This window comes from Flavobacterium sp. ABG (assembly GCF_001027725.1).
Taxonomy (GTDB): domain Bacteria; phylum Bacteroidota; class Bacteroidia; order Flavobacteriales; family Flavobacteriaceae; genus Flavobacterium; species Flavobacterium cupriresistens.
This window is the reverse complement of sequence record NZ_LEKS01000003.1, coordinates 309,387-331,056: the sequence shown is the minus strand read 5'-3', so window position 1 is coordinate 331,056 and position 21,670 is coordinate 309,387. Positions and strand designations below refer to the sequence as shown.

Sequence of the window (21,670 nt, the reverse complement as noted above, 5' to 3'; positions counted from 1 at the left end):
AAAAAATGGAAATAAGCAGTTCAATCATACATGTAATTTTGACTGGCGGAGTTGGGAGCAGATTATGGCCTTTGTCACGAAAAAGCCAACCCAAACAATATCTGGAGATATTTGAAGGGAAGTCTTTATTTGAAATGACGGTAGAAAGAAACAGTCATTTGGCTAATAAAGTTATGGTGGTAGGTAATGTTGATAATCACCATTTAAGCAGTAAGGTGATGGATAAGACCAAGACTGAATTTCTAAATATTGTAGAAGCTACCCCAAGAAATACGGCTGCAGCTATTGCTTTTGCGGCATTTGCATCTCATCCTGATGATGTGTTAATTGTGACACCCTCAGATCATATCATTGATAAGATGGAAGAGTATAATAAAGCCATACATGAAGCTATTTTAAAAGCAAATGAGGGTTATATCGTAACATTCGGAATTATTCCAACCAAACCGGAAACGGGATATGGTTATATTGAATCTAATGGAGATAAAGTGATTTCATTTCGTGAAAAACCAAATGAAACAACAGCTAAAAACTTTATAGCAAGAGGTAATTTTTTATGGAACAGTGGTATGTTCTGTTTTAAAGCAGGGGTTCTTTTAGATGAGCTAAAACAATTTCAACCCGATGTTTACGAAAAAGCAAAGATAGTTTGGGAATCCGGCAAGAATGGAGTGCTTGATTTGGATTTGTCTTTAGAAATTCCATCCATTAGTATCGATTATGCTGTAATGGAACGTAGTAAAAAAATTAAAGTGGTTCCCGCTTCATTTTCCTGGTCCGATTTAGGATCATTTGAATCTGTTTATGACTATTTGGTATCTAAAGGGCATGCTGTAGATAAAAATGGGAATATGGTAATTGGTAGCGATAAATATACAGCATTCTTAGGATTGAAAAATACTATTTTTGTTTGTACGGATAGTGCAAATCTACTATTACAAAAAGAGAATTCACAAGATGTAAAAGACTTATACGGTGAATTAGAAAAAGCAAATTCACATTTATTAAATTAATTGAAAGCTAAAATGAAAAAAATTCTTATAACCGGTGGTGCCGGTTTTATTGGGTCACATGTTGTAAGACGTTTTGTGAATAAATATCCTGATTATCAGATATTCAATTTAGATGCTTTGACTTATGCCGGTAATCTGGAGAATATAAAAGATATAGAAAATAACTCTAACTACACTTTCGTAAAGGGAGATATTGTAGATGAAGTATTTATAAATGAGCTTTTTTCAGAACATGAATTTGACGGAGTTTTGCATTTAGCAGCTGAATCTCATGTGGATCGTTCTATTGAAGATCCTTTAGCTTTTGTGAAAACAAATGTTATTGGTACAATGAATTTATTAAATGCGGCAAAGAATCAATGGAAAGGCAATTTTGAAGGAAAGCGTTTTTACCATATCAGTACGGACGAAGTTTATGGTTCACTTGGAGCCGAAGGCCTTTTTACAGAAACTACTTCGTATGATCCTAATTCACCGTATTCAGCTTCTAAAGCGAGTTCCGACCATTTTGTGAGAGCATATGGTGAAACGTATGGTTTGCCCTATGTTTTGACAAACTGTTCAAACAATTATGGTTCCTATCATTTTCCGGAAAAATTAATTCCGCTTTTTATTAATAATATAATTAATAATAAACCCTTGCCAGTTTACGGAGACGGTAATTATACACGTGATTGGTTGTTTGTAGAAGACCATGCAATTGCGATAGATTTAGTTTTTCACGAAGGAAGAAATCATGATACTTATAATATTGGAGGCTTCAACGAGTGGAAAAATATAGATTTAGTGAAATTATTATGCCAGATTATGGATGAGAAATTAGGTAGAGTAACTGGAACTTCACAGGAATTAATTACATATGTAAAAGACAGACCAGGTCATGATCTGCGTTATGCTATAGATGCTTCAAAAATCAATAAAGAATTAGGATGGAAGCCATCTGTGACTTTTGAAGAAGGTCTTGAAAAAACAATTAATTGGTACCTTAACAACGAAGAATGGCTGCAAAATGTAACTTCAGGATCCTATAAAGAGTATTACCAAAAACAATATTCTTAAATTTTTTTAAATTTATTTTCTATGAAAAAGATTATATACGTTCTTACTTTGTTTGCTGTTTTGTTTGTTTCTTTTAATGCAAGTGCTCAGAATATACTTAAATCAAGTGATTTAAGTACTTTAAAAGTAGATGACTTGACAGATGGTGATTTGGCTAATATTAATGCACAATTAAAAAGTAATAATACTACGATTGAGCAAGTTGAAGGAATGGCACTTTCAAAAGGAATGAGTCAGACAGAGTATGATAAATTAAAAATGAGACTCAATGGATACTCAGGAAATTCTAGTAATACGAGTAGTAAGTCGGAAGGTAAAGAGAATAAAGCTGTATTTGGAAGGCAACAAGAGGAAATTAAGAATGGAAAAGTAAAAGATACAGCTAATGCTATAATTTTTGGATCAGAGTTATTTGATAATCCAACTTTAAATTTTGAACCTGATTTAAAGTTGGCAACTCCAATAAATTACGTATTGGGGCCTGGTGATGAGTTGCAAGTTAGTGTGTTCGGAATTCAGGAGTTTAACGCTACTACACCAGTAAGTGTAGAGGGAAAAATTACGATTCAATATGTTGGACAAATTTCTGTTTCAGGAATGACTGTTGAAGCTGCTACACAAAAAATAAAAGCTGCAATTGCAAAAGTGTACAGTACTGTCCGTTCGGGGCAATCGCAAGTCAGTATAAGCTTGGGTAAGATTCGGACTATAAAAATAACAATAGTCGGAGGAAAGCAACCGGGGAATTATTCCGTGTCTTCTTTAGCAACGGTTTACAACGCATTGCATTTAGCCGGTGGTCCGGGAAGAAATGGCAGTTACAGAAACATTGAATTAATCAGGAATAACAAAGTCTTTAGAAATATTGACATTTACAGGTTTTTAGTAAAAGGAGACCAATCTGATAATATTAGTTTAAAGGACAATGATGTTATCCGAATTCCTGCTTATAGTCAACGAGTAAAAGTTCAAGGAGAAGTAAAACGCCCGGGAATTTTTGAAATGAAAAAGGGGGAAACTTTTTCAGATTTGTTAAATTTTGCTTCGGGTTTTAATGAATTTGCTTATACAGCTTCGGTTAATGTTGTTCAAAAAACTGGAAAAGAGTTTAAAGTTCAGGATATAAATGAAAGTGATTTTACAACTTATAGTCCGAAGTCAGGTGATGTCTTTACCGTTACGAAAATTTTAAACCGATTTGAAAATCGTATCAAAATTGAAGGAGCAGTTTTTAGACCAGATTACTATTCTTTTACTGAGGGAATGAAAATTTCAGATCTTATTACCAGAGCAGAAGGACTTAAAGAGGATGCATATAGTAAAAGGGCAAGAATTATCCGTTTAAAATCGGATTTAACAACAGAAATTGTTAATATAGATTTGAGCGCAGCATTGTCGGGTGATTTAAATGCTGATATTGAACTAAAAAGAGAAGATATAGTAACGGTATACTCTATTTTAGATTTTAGAGAGGAGTATAAAGTAACTATTGATGGAGAAGTAAAAAAACCAGGGGTATATGAATATTATGAAAATCTGACTTTGAATGATTTAATTATACAGGTTGGGGGGCTGACTGGTTCAGCATCAAAGCGTGTTGAAATTGCCAGAATGGTAAAATCTGATTCGATTAACGATGGAGATCCAAAGCGTATTGAATTATTACAACTAGAAATCACTACAGATAACAATGAACAGATTAAGAATTTTCTATTAAAGCCTTTTGATGTAATTAATATTCGAAAGATAGCAGTTTATGAGAAACCTCAAATGGTTACTATTTCTGGAGCTGTAGCTTACCCTGGTAAATACGTATTGGCTAACAAAAAAGAAAAAGTATACGATATCGTAATGAGAGCAGGAGGTTTAACTTCTATTTCTAATCTGGAGGGTATGAAAATCAAGAGACCTATTAAACAAGAAGAAATCGATAAGATAGAAAGTATAGATTTAAATTTGTCCAAGAATGATTCTTTAAAAGAGAAATTAGCTACTATAAAATTTTCTACAATCCCTATTAACTGGGAAAAAATCGTTAAAGATAAAGAGCATTTTTCTAATGTTACTTTATTTCCTGGGGATGAGATTGTAGTAGCTGTTTATAATGAAGGAGTAAAAGTTACTGGAAATGTTTTACTAACTTCTGAAATTCCATATCGAAGTGGTAAAGGCTTTAAGTATTATTTAAATGCTGTTGGTGGCGTAGATAATAAAGGCTGGAAGAGAAAGGCATATATTATATATCCTAATGGGAAAGCAGATGTCACAAAATCATTTTTATTTTTCCGAATGTACCCTACAGTAGAGCCCGATTCACAAATAGTTGTTCCCGAGAGACCAGAGACAAAAAAAATGAGTACAGGAGAATGGGTTAGTATAGGTAGTGTTATTACCAGTTTGGCATTATTAATTGTAACAGCATTTAAATAGGATATATTAATGGATGATAGATCTATAAAAAACGATGAAATATCGTTAAAAGACTTAATTGAAAAGGGTAAAGAGTATTTTGATTATTTGTATTCTCAGTGGAAGATAATAGCATTAGCAGTAATAATTGGTGCTTGTTCGGGGATTGCTTACTCATTAATTAAAAAGCCTGTCTATACGGCTACTCTTTCCTTTGCATTAGAAGATGAAAAAGTTGGTGGAGGTCTAGGTGGTGCATTAGGTCTTGCAAGTACTTTTGGCCTAGATGTTGGTGGAAATGGGGGAAGTATTTTTACCGGGTCTAATTTACCAGAGCTTTTTAAATCGAGATCTATGGTTGAAAAAACGTTGCTTAGTCCTGTTAATATTAATGGTAAAGTAATTTCTTTTGCTGAAATGTATATTCAAAACAATGAGTGGAGGAAGCAGTGGGGTAAGGAACCGAAATTAGAAAATATTCAATTTTCACCTGGTAAAACACGTGAAGAATTTACTAGAGTACATGATAGTATTTTAGGTTCAATTTATGAAAATTTATCTAAAGGAGAATTAAGTGTCAGTCAAAAAGATAAGAAGATATCTATTATTACGATGGAAGTTTCTTCAACAAATGAGTTGTTCTCGAAAAAATTCTGTGAAGCTTTGGCAAAACAGGTTGGTAAGTTTTACATAGATACTAAAAGTAAAAAAGCCAGATTGAATATGAATATATTAGAAAGGCAAACTGATTCGATTCGAGGTGAACTTAATGAATCTATTACTGGTGTTGCCGTTGCAAATGATAATACCTTTAATTTAAATCCTGCATTAAATGTTCGAAGAGCTCCTTCATTACGGAGACAAGTAGACGTTCAGGCTAATACTGCTATATTGACAGAACTTGTTAAACAAAGTGAGTTGGCAAAGGTTACTTTGCGTAAAGAAACCCCATTAATACAAGTGATTGATGAACCAGTTTTTCCTTTGAAGAAAGAACGATTTGGAAAAATCAAAGGAATTGTTCTAGGTGGATTTTTAGCGGGTTTTTTGATAGTGTTATTCTTGATTGTAAGGAAGATATTTAGGGCGTTATAGATTTAATATAGTTAAACAGAAGCCAGATATTTGTTAGGATTCTTAAGAGGCAAAAACGATGTAAAGTATTGAGGAATAATGGGTAATAGGAAGAAGATCTAGTAACTTTTAGTGCTTTTGATAAAAACATAAAAATTTTACTTAAAATAAAAGATTACGCAAATGTTTTCAAAATATAAAAACAAAAATTAATGAAAATACTTATTACAGGAGGAGCTGGATTTATTGGGTCCAATTTATCTGAATACTTTTTAAATAAAGGTTATCAAGTAGTTTGCTTAGATAATTTTTCAACAGGGAATAGAAAAAATTTGATAAATTTTTTAGATGATTCTAAATATGAATTGATAGAAGGGGATATCCGTAATTTATCGGATTGTCAGAAAGCTGTAGCGGGGGTGGATTACGTTTTACATCAAGCTGCGTTGGGTTCAGTACCTCGTTCTATAAATGATCCTATTACAACAAATGATGTCAATGTTACTGGGTTTTTAAATATGCTTACTGCTTCACGTGATGCTAAAGTAAAAAGGTTTGTTTACGCAGCCAGTTCATCAACTTATGGAGATTCAGTTGGTTTGCCAAAAGTAGAGGAAGTTATTGGAAAACCACTTTCTCCTTATGCTATCACAAAATATGTTAACGAATTATATGCTGAAATTTTTAGCAAAACGTATGGTTTGGAAACCATTGGACTAAGATATTTTAATGTGTTTGGAAGAAAACAAGATCCAAACGGAGCTTATGCAGCTGTGATACCTAAGTTTGTTATGCAATTGATGAATTATGAAAGTCCTGTAATTAACGGGGATGGTAATTACTCCAGAGATTTTACATATATCGATAATGTAATTCAAATGAATGAGTTGGCTATGACTACTCAAAATCCAACGGCGGTTAATACGGTTTATAATACGGCTTATGGAGACAGAACGACTCTGAAACAATTAGTTGGTTTATTAAAGGAAAATTTATCGACTTTTGATGCGAAAATAGCTAATGTTGAAGTAATTCACGGCCCTAATAGAGCGGGAGATATCCCTCATTCTTTGGCTAGTATCGATAAAGCTAGAGACTTATTAGGATATCAACCTCATTTTTCCATTCAAGATGGTTTAAAAGAAGCTGTTACTTGGTACTATAATAATTTAAAATAAAAATTTAAGGATCAATCTATTGAATAGTTGGTTATATTAAAAATTAGATTTATCATGAAAAAAATTGCGATTATTGGACTTGGTTATGTTGGACTTCCGTTGGCCAGATTATTTGCTACTAAATATTCTACTGTGGGTTTTGATATAAATAAATTCAGAATTACAGAATTAAATAGAGGTCATGACAGTACTCTTGAAGTAGAAGATGATGTCCTTCAGGCTGTCTTAGTCAATCAGTTTTCAGATAAAAAAGGACTTTTTTGTACAGATAATTTAGAAGTTTTAAAGGGATGTAATGTTTTCATAGTTACTGTGCCAACACCTGTTGATAAAAATAACCGCCCTGATTTAACACCACTTTATAAAGCAAGTGAAACAGTTGCGAAGGTTTTAAAAAAGGGAGATATTGTAATTTATGAATCTACAGTATATCCAGGAGTTACAGAGGAAGAATGTGTGCCTGTACTGGAGAAAATATCCGGATTAGTTTTTAATGTTGATTTTTTTGCTGGATATTCTCCAGAAAGAATTAACCCAGGAGATAAAGAACATACAGTAGAAAAAATTTTAAAAGTTACTGCAGGTTCTACTCCAGAAATAGGTATCGTGGTAGATGAGTTGTATAAAAGTGTTATTACGGCAGGAACTCATTTAGCACCATGCATTAAAGTTGCCGAAGCTGCAAAGGTAATTGAAAATTCACAACGTGATATTAATATTGCTTTTGTAAACGAATTGGCTAAAATATTTAATTTAATGGATATTGATACGCATGCTGTTTTGGAAGCAGCAGGTACCAAATGGAATTTTCTGCCTTTCAAACCAGGATTGGTTGGGGGGCATTGTATAGGAGTTGATCCGTATTATTTAGCGCAACGTGCACAGGAATTTGGGTATCATCCTGAAATTATATTGGCTGGTCGTAGATTAAATGATAGTATGGGTGAGTATGTAGCTTCACAAGTAGTAAAATTGATGATTAAGAAAGGCATTTCTATAAAAGGGGCTAATTTATTGATGTTAGGAATTACTTTTAAAGAAAATTGTCCTGATGTGCGTAATACAAAAATTGTTGATGTCATTGAAGCCTTGACGGATTATGGTATTGTAGTAACCACCTATGACCCATGGGCAAATCCATTAGAAGTAAAACATGAATATGATTTAATAACAACTGCGATTTTACCTACTGAACGATTCGATGCAGTAGTTTTAGGAGTAGCACATAAAGAGTTTTTGACTATTAATACCCAATCTTTGCAAAAGGAATGTGGGGTTCTTTATGATGTTAAAGGAGTCTTGTCAGAAGGAGTAGATGGAAAACTATAATAAAAATCAGAAAATTAGCACGTTTAACTCTTTGTCTAATTTATTGTAAATTACATATGCTTAAATTTTTATCTTTTTTTTTTAGCTATAATCTTTTTTTGAAGTTTATTTATTTATTTAATTCTTTACTTTCGATTTCTTTAAGTAAGAAATTAAAGGAAGTCAATGGGATAGCTCGTTTTCAGTTTCCAGTAAAAGCAATAGGATTAGATAAAATTATAATTGGCAAAAACTTCGACAGTGGAAAAAATTTACGGATTCAAGCTATAAGTAGGTATCAAAAATATTCGTATGAACCCGAAATAATAATAGGTGAAAATGTTACAATAAATCCAAATTGTCAGTTAGTTGCGATAAATAAAATAGTAATAGGAAATAATGTTTTAATTGCAAGTAATGTATTTATTTCTGATCATTCTCATGGATGGGTGGATTTTAGAGATATAAACACTTCTCCTTCACTAAGGAAATTAGATTCAAAAGGGCCAATTATTATTGAAGATAATGTTTGGATTGGTCAAAACGTAACCATCCTTGCAAACGTTAAAATTGGTAAGAATTCAATTGTTGGAGCAAATTCAGTTGTAACAAAATCTATTCCTGATTTTTCTATTGCAGTAGGAACCCCCGCACGTGTAATAAGAAGTGTAAATTTTCAAGATTGATTTATAGATTCAAAGAAAAGTATTTTAAACAGATACTATAAAAGCTAAAATTTCGTATAAAATTTAACCAATCTAAATATTGCTATACAAGTGGTGTTTATTTAATATTGTGAATGAGTATGCTTATTATTTATGACTCCGTTCCAGACTTTGCTCCCTTTATGAAAAAAGAAGGGATAAAGATTTACTCTACATTTAAAAAAATTTATTTCTTTAAGAAAATAGCTCGTAAGATAGCTTTAAAGTTTAATATAGGTGTTGCTTACTGGTATGATGATTGGAAAAAAGAATTAGATAAAGTAGATACAATTATTGTATTTGCTACTCATAGAATAGATCACATACAGTACATTAAGAAACATAATCTAAATATTAGATTGATTCTTTGGTATTGGAATCCTGCTATTAAAATGGTGAATCCTATGAAGGTTCCAAAGGAATTATGTGAAATGTGGTCTTATGACCCGGTAGATTGTAAAGAATATGGTCTAAAATTTAATTCAACATTTTATTTTAAGAATGTAGAAATCAAAGAAGTATTTAAAGATATTGATTTACTTTTTTTGGGTATCGACAAAGGTAGAAAAAAAATCCTTTTTGAATTGAATAATGTAATGATTGAAAACAGTGTTAAAACTTTTTTTCACGTGGTTCCGGACAAAAAAGACAGTAAAACTGATTATATAAAACCAATATCTTATAAAGAATATCTTTGTTTGATTTCACGTTCAAAATGTATATTAGATCTAGTGCCTGATGGTAATAACGGTATGACCTTGCGTCCTATGGAAGCATTATTTTTTAAAAGAAAATTAGTAACGAACTTTATTGCAATTAAAAATGAACCTTTTTATGACCCAGAAAATATATTTATACTTGGGATTGATGATTTTAGTACTATAAAACAATTTATAGATTCAGAATACAAGGAGATTGATGATAAAGTTGTTAAAGAGTATGAATTCAAAAATTGGCTAAGCAATTTTTTATAGAGGGGAGTAGTTAAATGAAAGATTTGTTTAAATCATTTTTGTTATTTGGATTAGCCACAGCAATTGAAGGGTTGTTAGGTTTTATGTTATTACCTATTTATACTAGACGTTTTACTAAAATAGAATATGGAGTTATAGATATGGTTGGAGTAATTTTGGGGATTGCTACGATATTTGGTGTATTACAGATTGAAACTGCTCTTCAAAGATATTATTATGACTCAACGGGAGTAAGAAGAAAAATATTGACATTTAATGTGTTTTTGTTTGTTTTTATCGCCTCAGTATTGGTTTCAAGTATATTATATTTTTCCGCTCCAATATTAGCAAATTTATTATTAGAGGACTATAAATACCAAAAGATAATTAGGATTGCTTGTTTTCAATTGCCACTGATTAATATGAATGTGTTAGGGCTTATTGTTCTTAGGTTTGAAAAAGAAAATTTGAAATTTTTCATTATTATTATTGTTAAGGTTTTAACATCTTTGTTATTTGTTCTATTATTTGTCGTTTATAATAAAATGGGAATTCAAGGTGTTTTTTTCGCGCAATTATTAGCGTTGTTGCTTTCCTCGAGTTTGTTATTTGGTTTTATTAAAAAATATGTTTGCTTTCATTACTCGCTAAGAGTAATTAAAAAAACATTAGTATATTCCCTACCTCAAATTCCTGCGAGAATTGGGAGTATTTTGATGTCCCAAGCAAATCGTTTTTTTATGTTAAGTTTTCTTAGTTTATCTGCTATTGGATTGTATGCTGTCTCTTTAAAATTATCTTCTGGCATACAGCTTTTTTATGCAGCTTTTGTTATGGCATGGAGACCATTTATGTTTGATAAATTTAAGAGTGAAAACAGCAAAGCCATATTTTCTTCTGTATTACCAATAATAAGTTGTGTAATTTTTCTATTGGTTTGTATCATATGTTTATTTTCTCAAGAAATATTTGCTTTGATGACATCAAAAGAGTTCTATGAAGGGCATAAATATATTGGTGGACTATCTCTTTATTTTTCTTTATTTCTGATTAAGGAAGTAGTTGATATTGGACCTGTTATTAAGGAGAAAACCAAATATCTCTCATATACTTTTTTTTTCTCTCTATTTGTTAATTTTCTCAGCCTTTATATATTAATTCAACTCGATGGCTTGAGAGGAGTTGTGTTTTCTTTGATAATTTCAAATCTGACTCTTGTTATTTTATCTTGGGTTGTTTCTAATTATTTGTATCCTGTTCCATTCAATAAAGGTCATTTTTTAATGTTATTTTTTCCGGTTTTTTCATTAAGTATCGTATCGATGTTTCTTGAGACACCTTTTTTTGTCAGAATGATTTTGGTTTTTTTTTCAATGCTTTTTTACCTATTTTCTTTAATTTATTTTATAAAAAAATATAGAAGTATTTAATAATTTCATATGATCTATTTTTTTGTTTTACTTTCATTGGTGTTCAGTTCAATATTATTTGATTTTAATGTTTCTAAAAGACAATTTGATAAATTATATTGGTTTTATCTCTTGGTCTTTATTCTTATTGCTGGACTAAGATGGAAAGTGGGGGGGGACTCGTTGTCCTATGAACGTAGTTTTGAAAATGAAATTCCAAACTTGAACGAAATAAGTTTTGAATTTATTAGTACATTTCAATGGGAACCTTTATTTGTGTTACTTGTTTCTTTGTGTAAAACAATAGTCAATGAATTCTGGTTTTTTCAATTTGTTCATGCTGTTTTTTTAAACGTAATCCTTTTTGTTTTTATAAAAAAGTATGCCTCAAAAAAGTATGTAGCTTTAATTGTATATGCTTTTTTCTTTTATTTCTATTTAGATTTTGAGATTTTGAGAGAATCAATTGCTATTATGATTTTTGTACTTGTATATCCTTATTTTTCAAAAAAAAAATGGTTAAAGTATTATATGTTTGTGGCAATTGCAATATTATTCCATTATTCGGCACTAATTTTATTGTTATTCCCATTGTTTAGAAACTCAAAAATAAATGGAAAAGGATTTTTGATTTTATCTTTAATTGCTCTGTTTCTAATCTTTTTAAGTTCAATTTTCCCCATTGAACTTATTATGTTGTTTTTAGGAGATTTTGCCTCTAATAAATTTGAAGCTTATTCGGGTGTGGGTTTCAATATTGTTGGCATGGTATATACATTTGTGGTATTTGTGATTTTTCCCTATTGTATTTATTTGTATAACAAAAGATATCAACAAGTCTCTTTATTTGATGACCTGATTTACATTTATTTTTCATTGTCGCTTGTTTTTATTCTTATCGCAGGACTTGGTAGATTTCTTAACTATTTAGCCCCATTTGTAATTGTTTATGCGGCAAACACATTTGGTTTGATGTTTAATAATATTAAAAATAGCTTAAAAAGAATACTCCATTCCAATGAAAATTTAAGTAGTGATAGAATTATTTCAAGAGTGGTGGTATTAATAAATGTTCTTGTATGTTTATTGTTTTTATTTATTCCGGCTTATCATAAAGTAAATTATTACTTCAGATCTACGGATAATTTGATTAAAGATACACATGCATATAATGTTTATTACCCTTACTATTCAGTATTTGATAAGGAAATGACAATAGATAGAGAAGGATTAGTTGATGAGAATTTGAGAGAGACATTTAATAACGCCTTGAACAACAAAAAATAGTATTAGTCGTAATTCTATTTGTTATTAGATTAAAATAATTTAAATGAAGCAAAAAAAAATAATTTTTTTAGAAGCCGTACAAGATTACGGAGGAGCAAGAATAAGTGCCGTAGAACTTGCAGAGCGATTGTCGAAACAGCATAAGGTAACAATAATTGATTTTTATGGATCCTGCAAACCTTTTTTAGAGAATGTAACAAAGAGAGGAATAGATTTGCGTATTATTGACAAAAGAGATACTCCTTACATCATTAATACTTCTACTGTTTTATTGATAAAAATAGTAAATTTTATTTTGTTTGTTCCTCATTTAATTAGGATAAGAAAAAAAGTTCAAAGTATAATTAAGGAAATACAGCCTGATTATATTGTCCTTAATAATTCTAAGGTATTGTCATCATTGGTTTTTTTTTCAAATAAAAAATTTAAGGTTTTGTTTTTTGCTCGAGGCTGGTTTATTCTCAGTCAAATAACCAAACTTGACAAATTGCTTTATAAACATCTGGTCGATAAATTTGTATGTGTTTCAAATGCTACTAAGCAGGCCCTTTTTTGCGGAGGCCTTACTTCATTAGATAATTTGTATGTTGTGCATAATGCCATTTCAGAATTTAGTTTGTCTAAAGAAAAAGCTCTTATTGAAAAAGAAGCAAACACTAAAATAATATTACATGCTGGAGGTTTCTTAAAAGATAAAGGACAATTAGTGTCATTAGAAATGGCAAAAATACTAAAAAGAAAAGGAGTAGATTTCAAGCTAGTTCTTGCTGGATTAGTATATAAAGGAGGGGAATCGGAAGTTTTTTACAATAAAGTAGTTGATTTGGTACGATTGTATAAACTAGATGATGTGGTTGAAATTATTAAAAACAAAACAAACGTTATTACTTATTTTAACGCTTGTGACATCTTAATACATCCATCAGAAACTGAAGGTTTGCCGAGAGTTATAATGGAAGCTATGATATTAAAAAAACCTGTTGTAGCCAATGCTGTTGGTGGAGTTTCGGATTACATATTAAACGGTTTTACAGGATTTTTACCCCATCATAATTCTGCAAAGGAATATGCTGAATATGTTGAAAAACTTATAACGAACGAGGAGCTATATGATTTTATAGCCATTAATGGTTACAATCTTGTAAAAACAAGTTTTACAGAGGAAAATCAGTTAAATAGTTTGGATAAAGTATTTGAAATTTAGGATTGATAAAAACTAAGTTTATCCACTTGATTTTGATATTACAAATATCGGAGAATTTATGTATTCGTTTCTTAACGATTAAGAATGAATTATTATAGAAAAAACAATTAAATTATTATTTTGAAATATTGGAGGGATGTGTTACTCGATATATTTATTGCATTATCCAATAATCAGTTTGATAGGCAATAATATGTATATACATATCAATATTAATATTTGCTATTGGGATAATATCTTCATGCTTCTTTTTATTAATAGAAAGACCTTGTATGGGTAAAGATTGGTATAAAAAAATAGCAAGAAGAATAGTCGGTACTTAATTAAAAAGTATAAATTTTGATAGTGAAAATTGTTTAGGTGAAAGTAATAGGAAAGTTTTAATCAATTTAAGAAACATATAGAATGAAAAACAAATTATTTTTTTTGATCACACTTTTTAGTGTCAGTATGTTTTCTCAAGATTATAAAGTACTTCCTTTAAATTCTACGTTATTAAACAAACGTGTTAACATAAACAAATACGACAAAGACTATAAAAAATATTTAAAAACGGCTTATTATGCAGAAAAGCGCTTACCTGAAAATTTCATAAAAAATGGTACGGTCGATTATACAAAAAATATTCAAGATGCGATCAATGAAAATGAAATTGTAGTACTTCCAAATTTTCCAGTTTTAGTTAATATCAAAGGATTAAAATTAAGAGACAATAGTGTTTTGTTATTTCAAGCCAAATCAAAAATAATTATTGAGCCTAATAATTTAACTAATTATGAGATTTTGAATCTAAATGGGGTTAAGAACGTAAAAGTATATTTTCCTAATATTATTGGTGATAAATATAAACATTTGGCTAGCACTGGAGAATGGGGTTTTGGGATAAGTATTAGAGGCGCTAAGGATGTATTAATTATTGAACCCAAAGTTTATGAAACTTGGGGAGATGGAATATACATCGGCAAATTAGGTAATGAGTGTAGTGAGAGAATAAATGTAGTAAATGCATTGATTAATGATGTTAGAAGAAATGGAATTTCAATTACTTGCGGAACAGACATTAATATTTTATCGCCAGTATTGTCTAATACTAACGGAAATAACCCAAAAAGCGGATTGGATATTGAGCCAAATACAAATGATGATATAATTGAGAATATCAATATATTAAATCCTGTTACTTTTAATAATGAATGGAGTGGTATATTAGTTGTATTGCAAGGATTGGAAGGGGAAATTAATAAAAAAGTGAATATAAACATAGAAAACCATATAGATATAAAATCAAAAAATGCTTTTTCATTGCAAGGATTGGTTCAAAATAAACATAAAAACTTTATTTTAGAAGGGAATATTAGAATAAATGAAACATCTTATTTGAAAAGTAAGAATGAATTTTATTTTTATACATCAAATTTATCTAGTCTAAAGATGGAATCTAGTAATAAAACTATTTCGGATAAAATAGATAGTTATAAAAAGAATATTAAAAAATAGCAGTTAGGTAGTGATTATAACTAGTTGTATGGGGATATTTTTTTCAAAAGAATTTACAATAAAAAACTTGAGAATATGATACTAATTATTATCAAACGGATTAATAAAATATAATATGAAAATTTCAGTTGTCATACCAATGTACAATTCCGAAAAAACAATTACAACGTGTATTAATTCGGTACTTAATCAGACTTTCAGAGGAGAAATAGAGATCATAGTAGTAAATGATGGAGCGAATGACAATTCGAAAACTATTGTTGAAGAATTAATACTGAAAAATAGTTCTTCAATTGATATAAAATTAATTAATAAAGTAAATGGAGGTGTTTCTACAGCAAGAAATGCAGGCATGAAAGTAGCTGATGGAGATTGGATAGCATTGCTTGATAGTGATGATGAATGGTCGTCAAATAAATTAGAAAGACAGATTCAAGTGCTAAACGAAAATCCTGCTATTGACTTTTTAGGAGCATGCAGAAATGGAGAAAAATTCTCAAATATTTTGTGGAAAAAATTAGGTGATTTAAATAAGATTTCTTCAAGGGATTTATTGCTAAAATTTGTTTTTATTGTTCCAACAGTTATTTTTAAAAAAGAAATCCTTTCAACTGTTGGATATTTTGATGAAACTCTCAGATTTGCTGAAGAGGGAATTTTCTTTATTAAAATCGCTCAAAATTACAATTGTTATCTTTTAAACGAGAGTTTGGCTTTTACAGGTGGAGGGAAGCCACATTTTGGACATTCTGGGCTTTCTGGAAATCTAAAAGAAATGGAAAAAGGAGAGTTGAAAAATTTACGGGAAGTATTGAATTTAAAAATAATTAATTATTTTGAATATTTACTATTGGTTGCATTTTCATGTTTGAAATATATTAGAAGAATCATTATCGTCAAACTTAGATAGTATTTTAATAATGGATATATAAACTTAAACATAAAAATTTTTAAGAAAAAAATATTGTAATTTAAGATAATAGGGACTGTATTATTAATAGAGGATATCAGTCTAATAGTTAGGATAATGAAGTAAATAAATAGGGTAATTATTAGTTTATTTGGTAATTATCTTTTCAAAATACTTTTTCACATTATTTTTATAAATTAAATGATTTATGTTTTTCAGTTACTATTGTTAATCATGATGTTTTCTTTTTTTTACTTATTGAAAGACCTTGTATGAATAATAAATTGTATAAAAGTTTTTGTTTCCAAAATAAAACAATAAAAAATTAAATGATGAGAAAAATTTATACGAATTATGGATTTTTTGGATTACTTAGGTTAATAAAAGATAAAATATTAACGGTTTTATTTTATCCAAATGCGAGAATAGTTAGATTTCCCGTATACATTCGTGGTAAAAAAGGAATAAAAGGTGGAGAGAGATTAACTACAGGAATTAATTTAAGAATTGATATTATTAATTCAAAGGAGAAAAATCCTTTTCTTATAATTGGAAAGAATGTTGAGATTAATGATTATGTTCACATTGGTGTTGCCAATGGAGTAACTATTGGAGATAATACATTAATAGCATCAAAGGTTTTTATTTCTGATCATAATCATGGTTGTTATAATGGGGAAATACAAAGTAGTCCTAATGAAAAACCTATTTCTCGCGTTCTTAAATCAGAAGAAATTAATATTGGTAGAAATGTTTGGATAGGAGAGTTTGTTTCAGTACTGCCAGGAGTTACTATTGGCGACGGAGCAATAATAGGCGCAATGAGTGTTGTCACAAAAGATATTCCTTCTAATTCTATAGCAGTCGGTTCGCCTGCTAGAGTCATTAAGGTGTATAGTGAATCCACAAAAAAATGGAAGATAATTGGAAAGTAAAAAAAAACAGATGAGAATTCTTGTGGTTCTAGCTTCATATAACGGAGCAAAATATATAAAAGAACAAATAGACTCAATATTAAATCAGAAAGGAGCGGAGGTTCATATCGTTGTTTTTGATGATGTAAGTAAAGATGGTACATTAGCAATTGTAAATTCATTTAAGGAAGACAAACGAATTCAATTAATTGTGAATAATCGTCCAACAGGAAGTGCTGCTAATAATTTTTTTGGAGCAATTAAATTTCTTGATAAAGATTTTATTTCCCAATATGATTTTGTTTCATTTGCAGACCAAGATGATATTTGGTTGCCAAACAAATTACTTGCAGCAACTGAAAAACTAACTGAAGAAAATTCAAGTCTTTATTTTTCAAATCTGATTTTGTGGAATGAAAAGACTAATAAGAAATCAATAATTAATAAAAGTTATCCTCAGAAAAAGTATGATTATTTGTTTGAAGGAGGGAGTGCAGGTTGTACGTATGTATTTACCAGTGATTTTTGTATTAAGTTAAAAAACACTTTGGAGGTCACTGATTATGAAAATTGGAAGTTCTTCTCTCATGATTGGTTTGTTTATTTTTTTGCAAGAGCAAATAATTATCAAATTTCCATAGATAACAATGCTTTTATCTTATATAGGATTCATGATAGTAATGTTCATGGACAATTAAATTCAAATTCATTTTTTGCTTTGACAGAAAGATTAAAAATGGTTCGTCAGGGTTGGTATATTGAGAATATTAAAGGGTTTGTAGAACTGCTTCCGAAAGTATCAAAAGAGAGATACATTTATGAGTTATATTCAAAGAATGTTTTGACAAGATTTTTTATTTTATTGAGATATAATTTTAGCTTAATGAGAAGTTCTAAAAAATTCATTCAATTTTTTATGGTCAGTATTCTTCCTGTAAAATTAAAGAAATAAAATGTATAGGTCCTTTTTTAAAAGAGTCATTGATTTTGCAGCTTCATTTTTAAGTTTGCTGATTTTTAGTCCGTTACTGCTGTTTTGTACGGTAGGATTGTTTTTTTCGAACCAAGGTAAACCGTTCTTCTTCCAATTGCGTCCGGGGAAAAATGGAAAAATTTTTAAAATTATTAAGTTCAAAACCATGAACGATAAAAAGGATGTAGTTGGGAATTTACTATCTGACGATCAACGTTTGACAAAAATCGGAAAATTTGTTCGTAAAACGTCATTAGATGAAATTCCTCAATTGATAAATGTTGTGAAAGGCGATATGAGTTTAATAGGACCACGTCCGTTATTACCAGAATATTTGCCTTTGTATAATGAAGAGCAAAGAAGACGTCATGAAGTGAAACCAGGTATAACAGGTTGGGCACAAGTAAACGGACGTAATGCTATCAGTTGGCCGAAAAAATTTGAGTATGATGTTTGGTATGTTGATCATATTAGTTTTGTACTAGATGTGAAAATATTTTTTTTAACTTTAAAAAAAATATTCATTAGCGAAGGAATAAATATGGAGGGACAGGTTACAACAGAAACATTTAAAGGTAATTAATATGTATTTATTTGGTGCGAGTGGTCATTGTAAAGTGATAATAGATATAATTAAGGAGAATAATTTATTTGAAATTAAAGTAATAGTTGATGATGACCCAAAATTGGATGCTATATTTGGTATAGAGGTAATAAAATCAAATGATTTTAAATTTAATCTAGATGAAAATTTGTTTATTTCTATTGGAAACAATAGGATAAGAAAAATAACCACTAAAAAATATAAATTAAAATATCCCGTTTTAATTCATCCTAAAGTAATAATAGGTTATGGTGTAACTATTGATGATGGAAGTGTAGTAATGGCAGGAGCCATTATAAATCCGGCTGTTGTAATAGGGAAACATTGTATTATAAATACAGCAGCAATAGTAGAACACGATTGTTTTTTAGAGGATTTTGTTCATATTTGCCCTAATGCTACTTTGGCTGGCAATGTGTTAGTAGGAGAAGGTAGCCAGATAGGAATAGGAGCTACAGTTATTCAAGGAAAAAAAATAGGAAAATGGGCTACTATAGGTGCGGGAGCAGTCATCATTAATGATGTTCCCGATTATGCAGTAGTAGTAGGAAACCCTGGGAAAATTATAAAATACAATAATGATAATGAATAACTCAAAAATATGGCTTTCTTCGCCACACATGGGAGGAAACGAACGCAATTTTGTACAAGAGGCCTTTGATACCAATTGGGTGGCTCCGTTGGGACCAAATGTCAATGGTTTTGAAAAAGATTTAGAGGAGTATTTAAATGCTGAATCTCATGTAGGAGCAATGAGTTCTGGTACAGCGGCAATTCATCTAGGTTTAATATTGCTAGATGTTAAGTCTGGAGACGAAGTTATTTGTCAGAGTATGACTTTTTCAGCTTCAGCAAATCCAATATTATATCAAGGAGCAATGCCTGTTTTTATTGATAGTGAATCAGAAACATGGAACATGTGTCCAGTTTCTTTAGAAAAAGCAATTGTCGATCGAATTTTGAATGGAAAAAAACCAAAAGCTATAATTGCTGTTCATCTTTATGGTATGCCATATAAAGTTGAAGAAATACATGCTGTTGCTGCTAAATATGATATTCCTGTTTTAGAGGATAGTGCAGAGGCTTTGGGAAGCCACTATAAAAATAAAAAATGTGGCACATTTGGAGATATAGCAGCACTTTCTTTTAATGGGAATAAAATTATTACAACATCTGGCGGAGGAGCAATTGTAACGCAAAATAAAGAGACAAAAGACAAAGCTGTTTTTCTTTCAACGCAAGCAAGAGATAATGCGCCTCATTATCAGCATAGTGAGGTGGGTTTTAACTACAGAATGAGTAATATTTGTGCTGGTATCGGGAGAGGGCAGATGGAAGTCTTAGATTCGCACGTACTTTTAAGAAGAAAAATGAATCAATTTTATGCCGATTATTTCGCAAATATTGATGGGGTTATTATTTTAAAAGAAATTGACAATAATTATTATTCTAATCATTGGCTATCAGCGATCATTGTTGACCCTAAAAAAACAGAAGGAAAAACTCGAGAAGATTTACGAATGGCCTTTGAAACCGAAAATATTGAAAGTCGTCCATTATGGAAACCAATGCATTTACAGCCAATTTTTGAAAAATATCCTTACTATGGCGAACAAGTTTCTGAAGGTTTATTTCAAAATGGATTATGTTTACCGTCTGGTTCAAATTTGACAGATCAAGACAGATCAAGAATAAAAGATGTCTTAGATGTTTTTTTTAAATAAGAATAATTAAAAAATAATACAGAATTATATAGTACCGTGAAAATAGAGGAAACATTTATAAAAGATTTAGTAGTAATAGAACCAACGGTTTTTGGTGATGAACGTGGCTATTTTTTTGAAGCCTACAGCAAAACAAAATTCAGTGATTTAGGTATTGATATAGAATTTGTTCAGGATAACCAATCCTATTCTAAAAAAGGAACGTTACGAGGCTTACATTATCAAAATCCACCTTTTGCACAAACTAAATTAGTTCGTGTTTTAGAAGGTGAAATTATCGATGTTGCTGTAGATTTAAGAAAAGATTCGCAAACTTACGGTAAAGCATTCAGTATTTTATTATCTGCAGAAAATAAAAAACAATTAATGGTTCCGAAAGGTTTTGCACATGGTTTTTCAGTTATTAGCGAGACGGCATCTGTAATGTACAAATGTGATCAGTTTTATAACAAAGAATCTGAAGGTGGAATCAAATTTGATGATCCTTCATTAAATATTGATTGGGGAATGGATTTACAAGACGCTATTGTTTCTGAAAAAGATCAGATACTTCCTTTTATCGAAAACTGTAATAGCTTATTTTAATGAAGAAAGTATTAGTAACAGGAGCTAACGGGCAGTTAGGATCTGAGATAGCAGTTTTATCTGTAAAGTTCCCAAAATATGAATGGATTTTTGCTGATAGAACAAAAATTACATTAAATGATTTAAGCATTCTGGAAACTCAATTAAAAGAAATTAAACCGAACATAATATTGAGTTGTGGTGCCTATACTGCAGTTGACAAAGCTGAAACTGAAAAAGAACTGGCTTTTACAATCAATCATTTAGCAATCGAATTAATTGCCCAATATGCTGTTGAAAATAACGTGAAATTGATTCATGTTTCGACAGATTATGTTTTTGATGGTTCTTCTTCAATAGCTTTGGGAGAAGATTCAGAAACAAATCCCATAAATGCATATGGTGAAAGTAAACTTGCCGGAGAAATTGCCTGTTTAAAAGAAAACCCTAATTCAATTATAATAAGAACTTCTTGGGTTTACAGTAAATTTGGAAATAATTTTGTTAAAACCATGCAACGATTGATGCAGGAAAGAGACGAAATTAAGGTCGTAAACGATCAGATAGGTTCGCCAACAAATGCGGCTGATTTGGCTAATGCTATGATCGATATTTTAGAGTCTTCAAAATGGGTACCGGGAATTTATAATTTTTCAAATGAAGGCGAAATAAGTTGGCATGAATTTGCGTTGGCAATAAAAGAGCTTGGGAATTACAACTGTAATGTCGGCGGAATTCCAACATCCGAGTATCCAACACCTGCAAGACGTCCAAAATTTTCATTGTTAAGTAAAGAAAAAATAAAGTTAATTTATAATTTGGATGTTCCGGATTATAAAGAAAGTTTGAAAAAAATGTTTGTATAAACTGATTTTAAGATTTGATT

The 21,670-nt window shown here is 30.3% G+C and carries 20 protein-coding genes; all 20 read left to right on the top strand.

Features of this window, described 5'->3' with window-relative positions; all coding sequences use genetic code 11:
* The first annotated feature begins 5 nt into the window (after positions 1 to 5).
* The 20 genes from AB674_RS04615 to rfbD all read left to right on the top strand — a co-directional run bounded on the left by AB674_RS04615 (position 6) and on the right by rfbD (position 21,650).
* Positions 6 to 1,013 (top strand): mannose-1-phosphate guanylyltransferase, encoded by a 1,008-nt coding sequence (locus AB674_RS04615; protein WP_047774261.1) that lies wholly within the window; start codon positions 6 to 8, stop codon positions 1,011 to 1,013.
* Positions 1,014 to 1,025: 12 nt separating this feature from the next.
* The gene (rfbB, locus tag AB674_RS04610; RefSeq protein ID WP_047774492.1) at positions 1,026 to 2,072 is read left to right on the top strand and encodes a dTDP-glucose 4,6-dehydratase; all 1,047 of its coding nucleotides are present in this window, start codon (positions 1,026 to 1,028) and stop codon (positions 2,070 to 2,072) included.
* A gap of 21 nt (positions 2,073 to 2,093) precedes the next feature.
* Entirely contained in the window at positions 2,094 to 4,502 is a 2,409-nt protein-coding gene (locus AB674_RS04605) for an SLBB domain-containing protein (protein WP_047774259.1), read from the top strand.
* Positions 4,503 to 4,511: 9 nt separating this feature from the next.
* Positions 4,512 to 5,576 carry a Wzz/FepE/Etk N-terminal domain-containing protein gene (locus AB674_RS04600; RefSeq protein WP_047774258.1) on the top strand — a complete coding sequence of 355 codons (1,065 nt, stop codon included), beginning with the start codon at positions 4,512 to 4,514 and terminating at the stop codon, positions 5,574 to 5,576.
* A gap of 191 nt (positions 5,577 to 5,767) precedes the next feature.
* Positions 5,768 to 6,733, top strand: coding sequence for an SDR family oxidoreductase (locus AB674_RS04595; protein ID WP_047774255.1), 966 nt, complete (start codon positions 5,768 to 5,770; stop codon positions 6,731 to 6,733).
* A 54-nt stretch (positions 6,734 to 6,787) separates the two neighbouring features.
* Positions 6,788 to 8,062 carry a nucleotide sugar dehydrogenase gene (locus tag AB674_RS04590; protein ID WP_047774254.1) on the top strand — a complete coding sequence of 425 codons (1,275 nt, stop codon included), beginning with the start codon at positions 6,788 to 6,790 and terminating at the stop codon, positions 8,060 to 8,062.
* Positions 8,063 to 8,118: 56 nt separating this feature from the next.
* Positions 8,119 to 8,727: an acyltransferase gene (locus tag AB674_RS23145; protein ID WP_053004196.1), complete on the top strand. Its 609-nt coding sequence runs from the start codon at positions 8,119 to 8,121 to the stop codon at positions 8,725 to 8,727.
* A gap of 161 nt (positions 8,728 to 8,888) precedes the next feature.
* Positions 8,889 to 9,719: a hypothetical protein gene (locus tag AB674_RS04580; protein WP_131701514.1), complete on the top strand. Its 831-nt coding sequence runs from the start codon at positions 8,889 to 8,891 to the stop codon at positions 9,717 to 9,719.
* Positions 9,720 to 9,733: 14 nt separating this feature from the next.
* Complete coding sequence (locus tag AB674_RS04575; protein WP_053004195.1) at positions 9,734 to 11,128, top strand: lipopolysaccharide biosynthesis protein; 1,395 nt, start codon at positions 9,734 to 9,736, stop codon at positions 11,126 to 11,128.
* Between the two features lie 9 nt (positions 11,129 to 11,137).
* Positions 11,138 to 12,394: an EpsG family protein gene (locus tag AB674_RS04570; RefSeq protein WP_047774250.1), complete on the top strand. Its 1,257-nt coding sequence runs from the start codon at positions 11,138 to 11,140 to the stop codon at positions 12,392 to 12,394.
* Between the two features lie 43 nt (positions 12,395 to 12,437).
* Positions 12,438 to 13,598, top strand: a complete 1,161-nt coding sequence (locus AB674_RS04565; protein WP_047774248.1) for a glycosyltransferase family 4 protein — start codon at positions 12,438 to 12,440, stop codon at positions 13,596 to 13,598.
* 405 nt (positions 13,599 to 14,003) lie between these two features.
* A complete protein-coding gene (locus AB674_RS04560) occupies positions 14,004 to 15,095 on the top strand; it encodes a hypothetical protein (RefSeq protein WP_053004194.1) in 1,092 nt (363 codons plus the stop codon).
* Between the two features lie 115 nt (positions 15,096 to 15,210).
* Positions 15,211 to 16,005: a glycosyltransferase family 2 protein gene (locus AB674_RS04555; RefSeq protein WP_047774246.1), complete on the top strand. Its 795-nt coding sequence runs from the start codon at positions 15,211 to 15,213 to the stop codon at positions 16,003 to 16,005.
* Between the two features lie 329 nt (positions 16,006 to 16,334).
* Entirely contained in the window at positions 16,335 to 16,940 is a 606-nt protein-coding gene (locus AB674_RS04550; RefSeq protein WP_205625350.1) for an acetyltransferase, read from the top strand.
* Positions 16,930 to 17,871, top strand: coding sequence for a glycosyltransferase (locus AB674_RS04545; protein WP_240478065.1), 942 nt, complete (start codon positions 16,930 to 16,932; stop codon positions 17,869 to 17,871). The genes AB674_RS04550 and AB674_RS04545 overlap by 11 nt, the downstream gene beginning before the upstream one ends.
* Before the next feature lies 1 nt (position 17,872).
* The gene (locus tag AB674_RS04540; RefSeq protein WP_047774241.1) at positions 17,873 to 18,475 is read left to right on the top strand and encodes a sugar transferase; all 603 of its coding nucleotides are present in this window, start codon (positions 17,873 to 17,875) and stop codon (positions 18,473 to 18,475) included.
* Between the two features lies 1 nt (position 18,476).
* Positions 18,477 to 19,088, top strand: a complete 612-nt coding sequence (locus tag AB674_RS04535) for an acetyltransferase (protein ID WP_047774240.1) — start codon at positions 18,477 to 18,479, stop codon at positions 19,086 to 19,088.
* A complete protein-coding gene (locus AB674_RS04530; RefSeq protein WP_047774238.1) occupies positions 19,081 to 20,220 on the top strand; it encodes a DegT/DnrJ/EryC1/StrS family aminotransferase in 1,140 nt (379 codons plus the stop codon). The genes AB674_RS04535 and AB674_RS04530 overlap by 8 nt, the downstream gene beginning before the upstream one ends.
* A 36-nt stretch (positions 20,221 to 20,256) precedes the next feature.
* Positions 20,257 to 20,805, top strand: coding sequence for a dTDP-4-dehydrorhamnose 3,5-epimerase (rfbC, locus tag AB674_RS04525; RefSeq protein ID WP_047774236.1), 549 nt, complete (start codon positions 20,257 to 20,259; stop codon positions 20,803 to 20,805).
* Positions 20,805 to 21,650 carry a dTDP-4-dehydrorhamnose reductase gene (gene rfbD, locus AB674_RS04520; RefSeq protein WP_047774235.1) on the top strand — a complete coding sequence of 282 codons (846 nt, stop codon included), beginning with the start codon at positions 20,805 to 20,807 and terminating at the stop codon, positions 21,648 to 21,650. The genes rfbC and rfbD overlap by 1 nt, the downstream gene beginning before the upstream one ends.
* Positions 21,651 to 21,670 lie beyond the last annotated feature (20 nt).

Coding starts and splice junctions, on each gene's coding strand:
- AB674_RS04615 (WP_047774261.1), top strand. CDS start 6: ATGGAAATAAGCAGTTCAATCATACATGTAATTTTGACTGGCGGAGTT.
- rfbB (WP_047774492.1), top strand. CDS start 1,026: ATGAAAAAAATTCTTATAACCGGTGGTGCCGGTTTTATTGGGTCACAT.
- AB674_RS04605 (WP_047774259.1), top strand. CDS start 2,094: ATGAAAAAGATTATATACGTTCTTACTTTGTTTGCTGTTTTGTTTGTT.
- AB674_RS04600 (WP_047774258.1), top strand. CDS start 4,512: ATGGATGATAGATCTATAAAAAACGATGAAATATCGTTAAAAGACTTA.
- AB674_RS04595 (WP_047774255.1), top strand. CDS start 5,768: ATGAAAATACTTATTACAGGAGGAGCTGGATTTATTGGGTCCAATTTA.
- AB674_RS04590 (WP_047774254.1), top strand. CDS start 6,788: ATGAAAAAAATTGCGATTATTGGACTTGGTTATGTTGGACTTCCGTTG.
- AB674_RS23145 (WP_053004196.1), top strand. CDS start 8,119: ATGCTTAAATTTTTATCTTTTTTTTTTAGCTATAATCTTTTTTTGAAG.
- AB674_RS04580 (WP_131701514.1), top strand. CDS start 8,889: ATGAAAAAAGAAGGGATAAAGATTTACTCTACATTTAAAAAAATTTAT.
- AB674_RS04575 (WP_053004195.1), top strand. CDS start 9,734: ATGAAAGATTTGTTTAAATCATTTTTGTTATTTGGATTAGCCACAGCA.
- AB674_RS04570 (WP_047774250.1), top strand. CDS start 11,138: ATGATCTATTTTTTTGTTTTACTTTCATTGGTGTTCAGTTCAATATTA.
- AB674_RS04565 (WP_047774248.1), top strand. CDS start 12,438: ATGAAGCAAAAAAAAATAATTTTTTTAGAAGCCGTACAAGATTACGGA.
- AB674_RS04560 (WP_053004194.1), top strand. CDS start 14,004: ATGAAAAACAAATTATTTTTTTTGATCACACTTTTTAGTGTCAGTATG.
- AB674_RS04555 (WP_047774246.1), top strand. CDS start 15,211: ATGAAAATTTCAGTTGTCATACCAATGTACAATTCCGAAAAAACAATT.
- AB674_RS04550 (WP_205625350.1), top strand. CDS start 16,335: ATGATGAGAAAAATTTATACGAATTATGGATTTTTTGGATTACTTAGG.
- AB674_RS04540 (WP_047774241.1), top strand. CDS start 17,873: ATGTATAGGTCCTTTTTTAAAAGAGTCATTGATTTTGCAGCTTCATTT.
- AB674_RS04535 (WP_047774240.1), top strand. CDS start 18,477: ATGTATTTATTTGGTGCGAGTGGTCATTGTAAAGTGATAATAGATATA.
- AB674_RS04530 (WP_047774238.1), top strand. CDS start 19,081: ATGAATAACTCAAAAATATGGCTTTCTTCGCCACACATGGGAGGAAAC.
- rfbD (WP_047774235.1), top strand. CDS start 20,805: ATGAAGAAAGTATTAGTAACAGGAGCTAACGGGCAGTTAGGATCTGAG.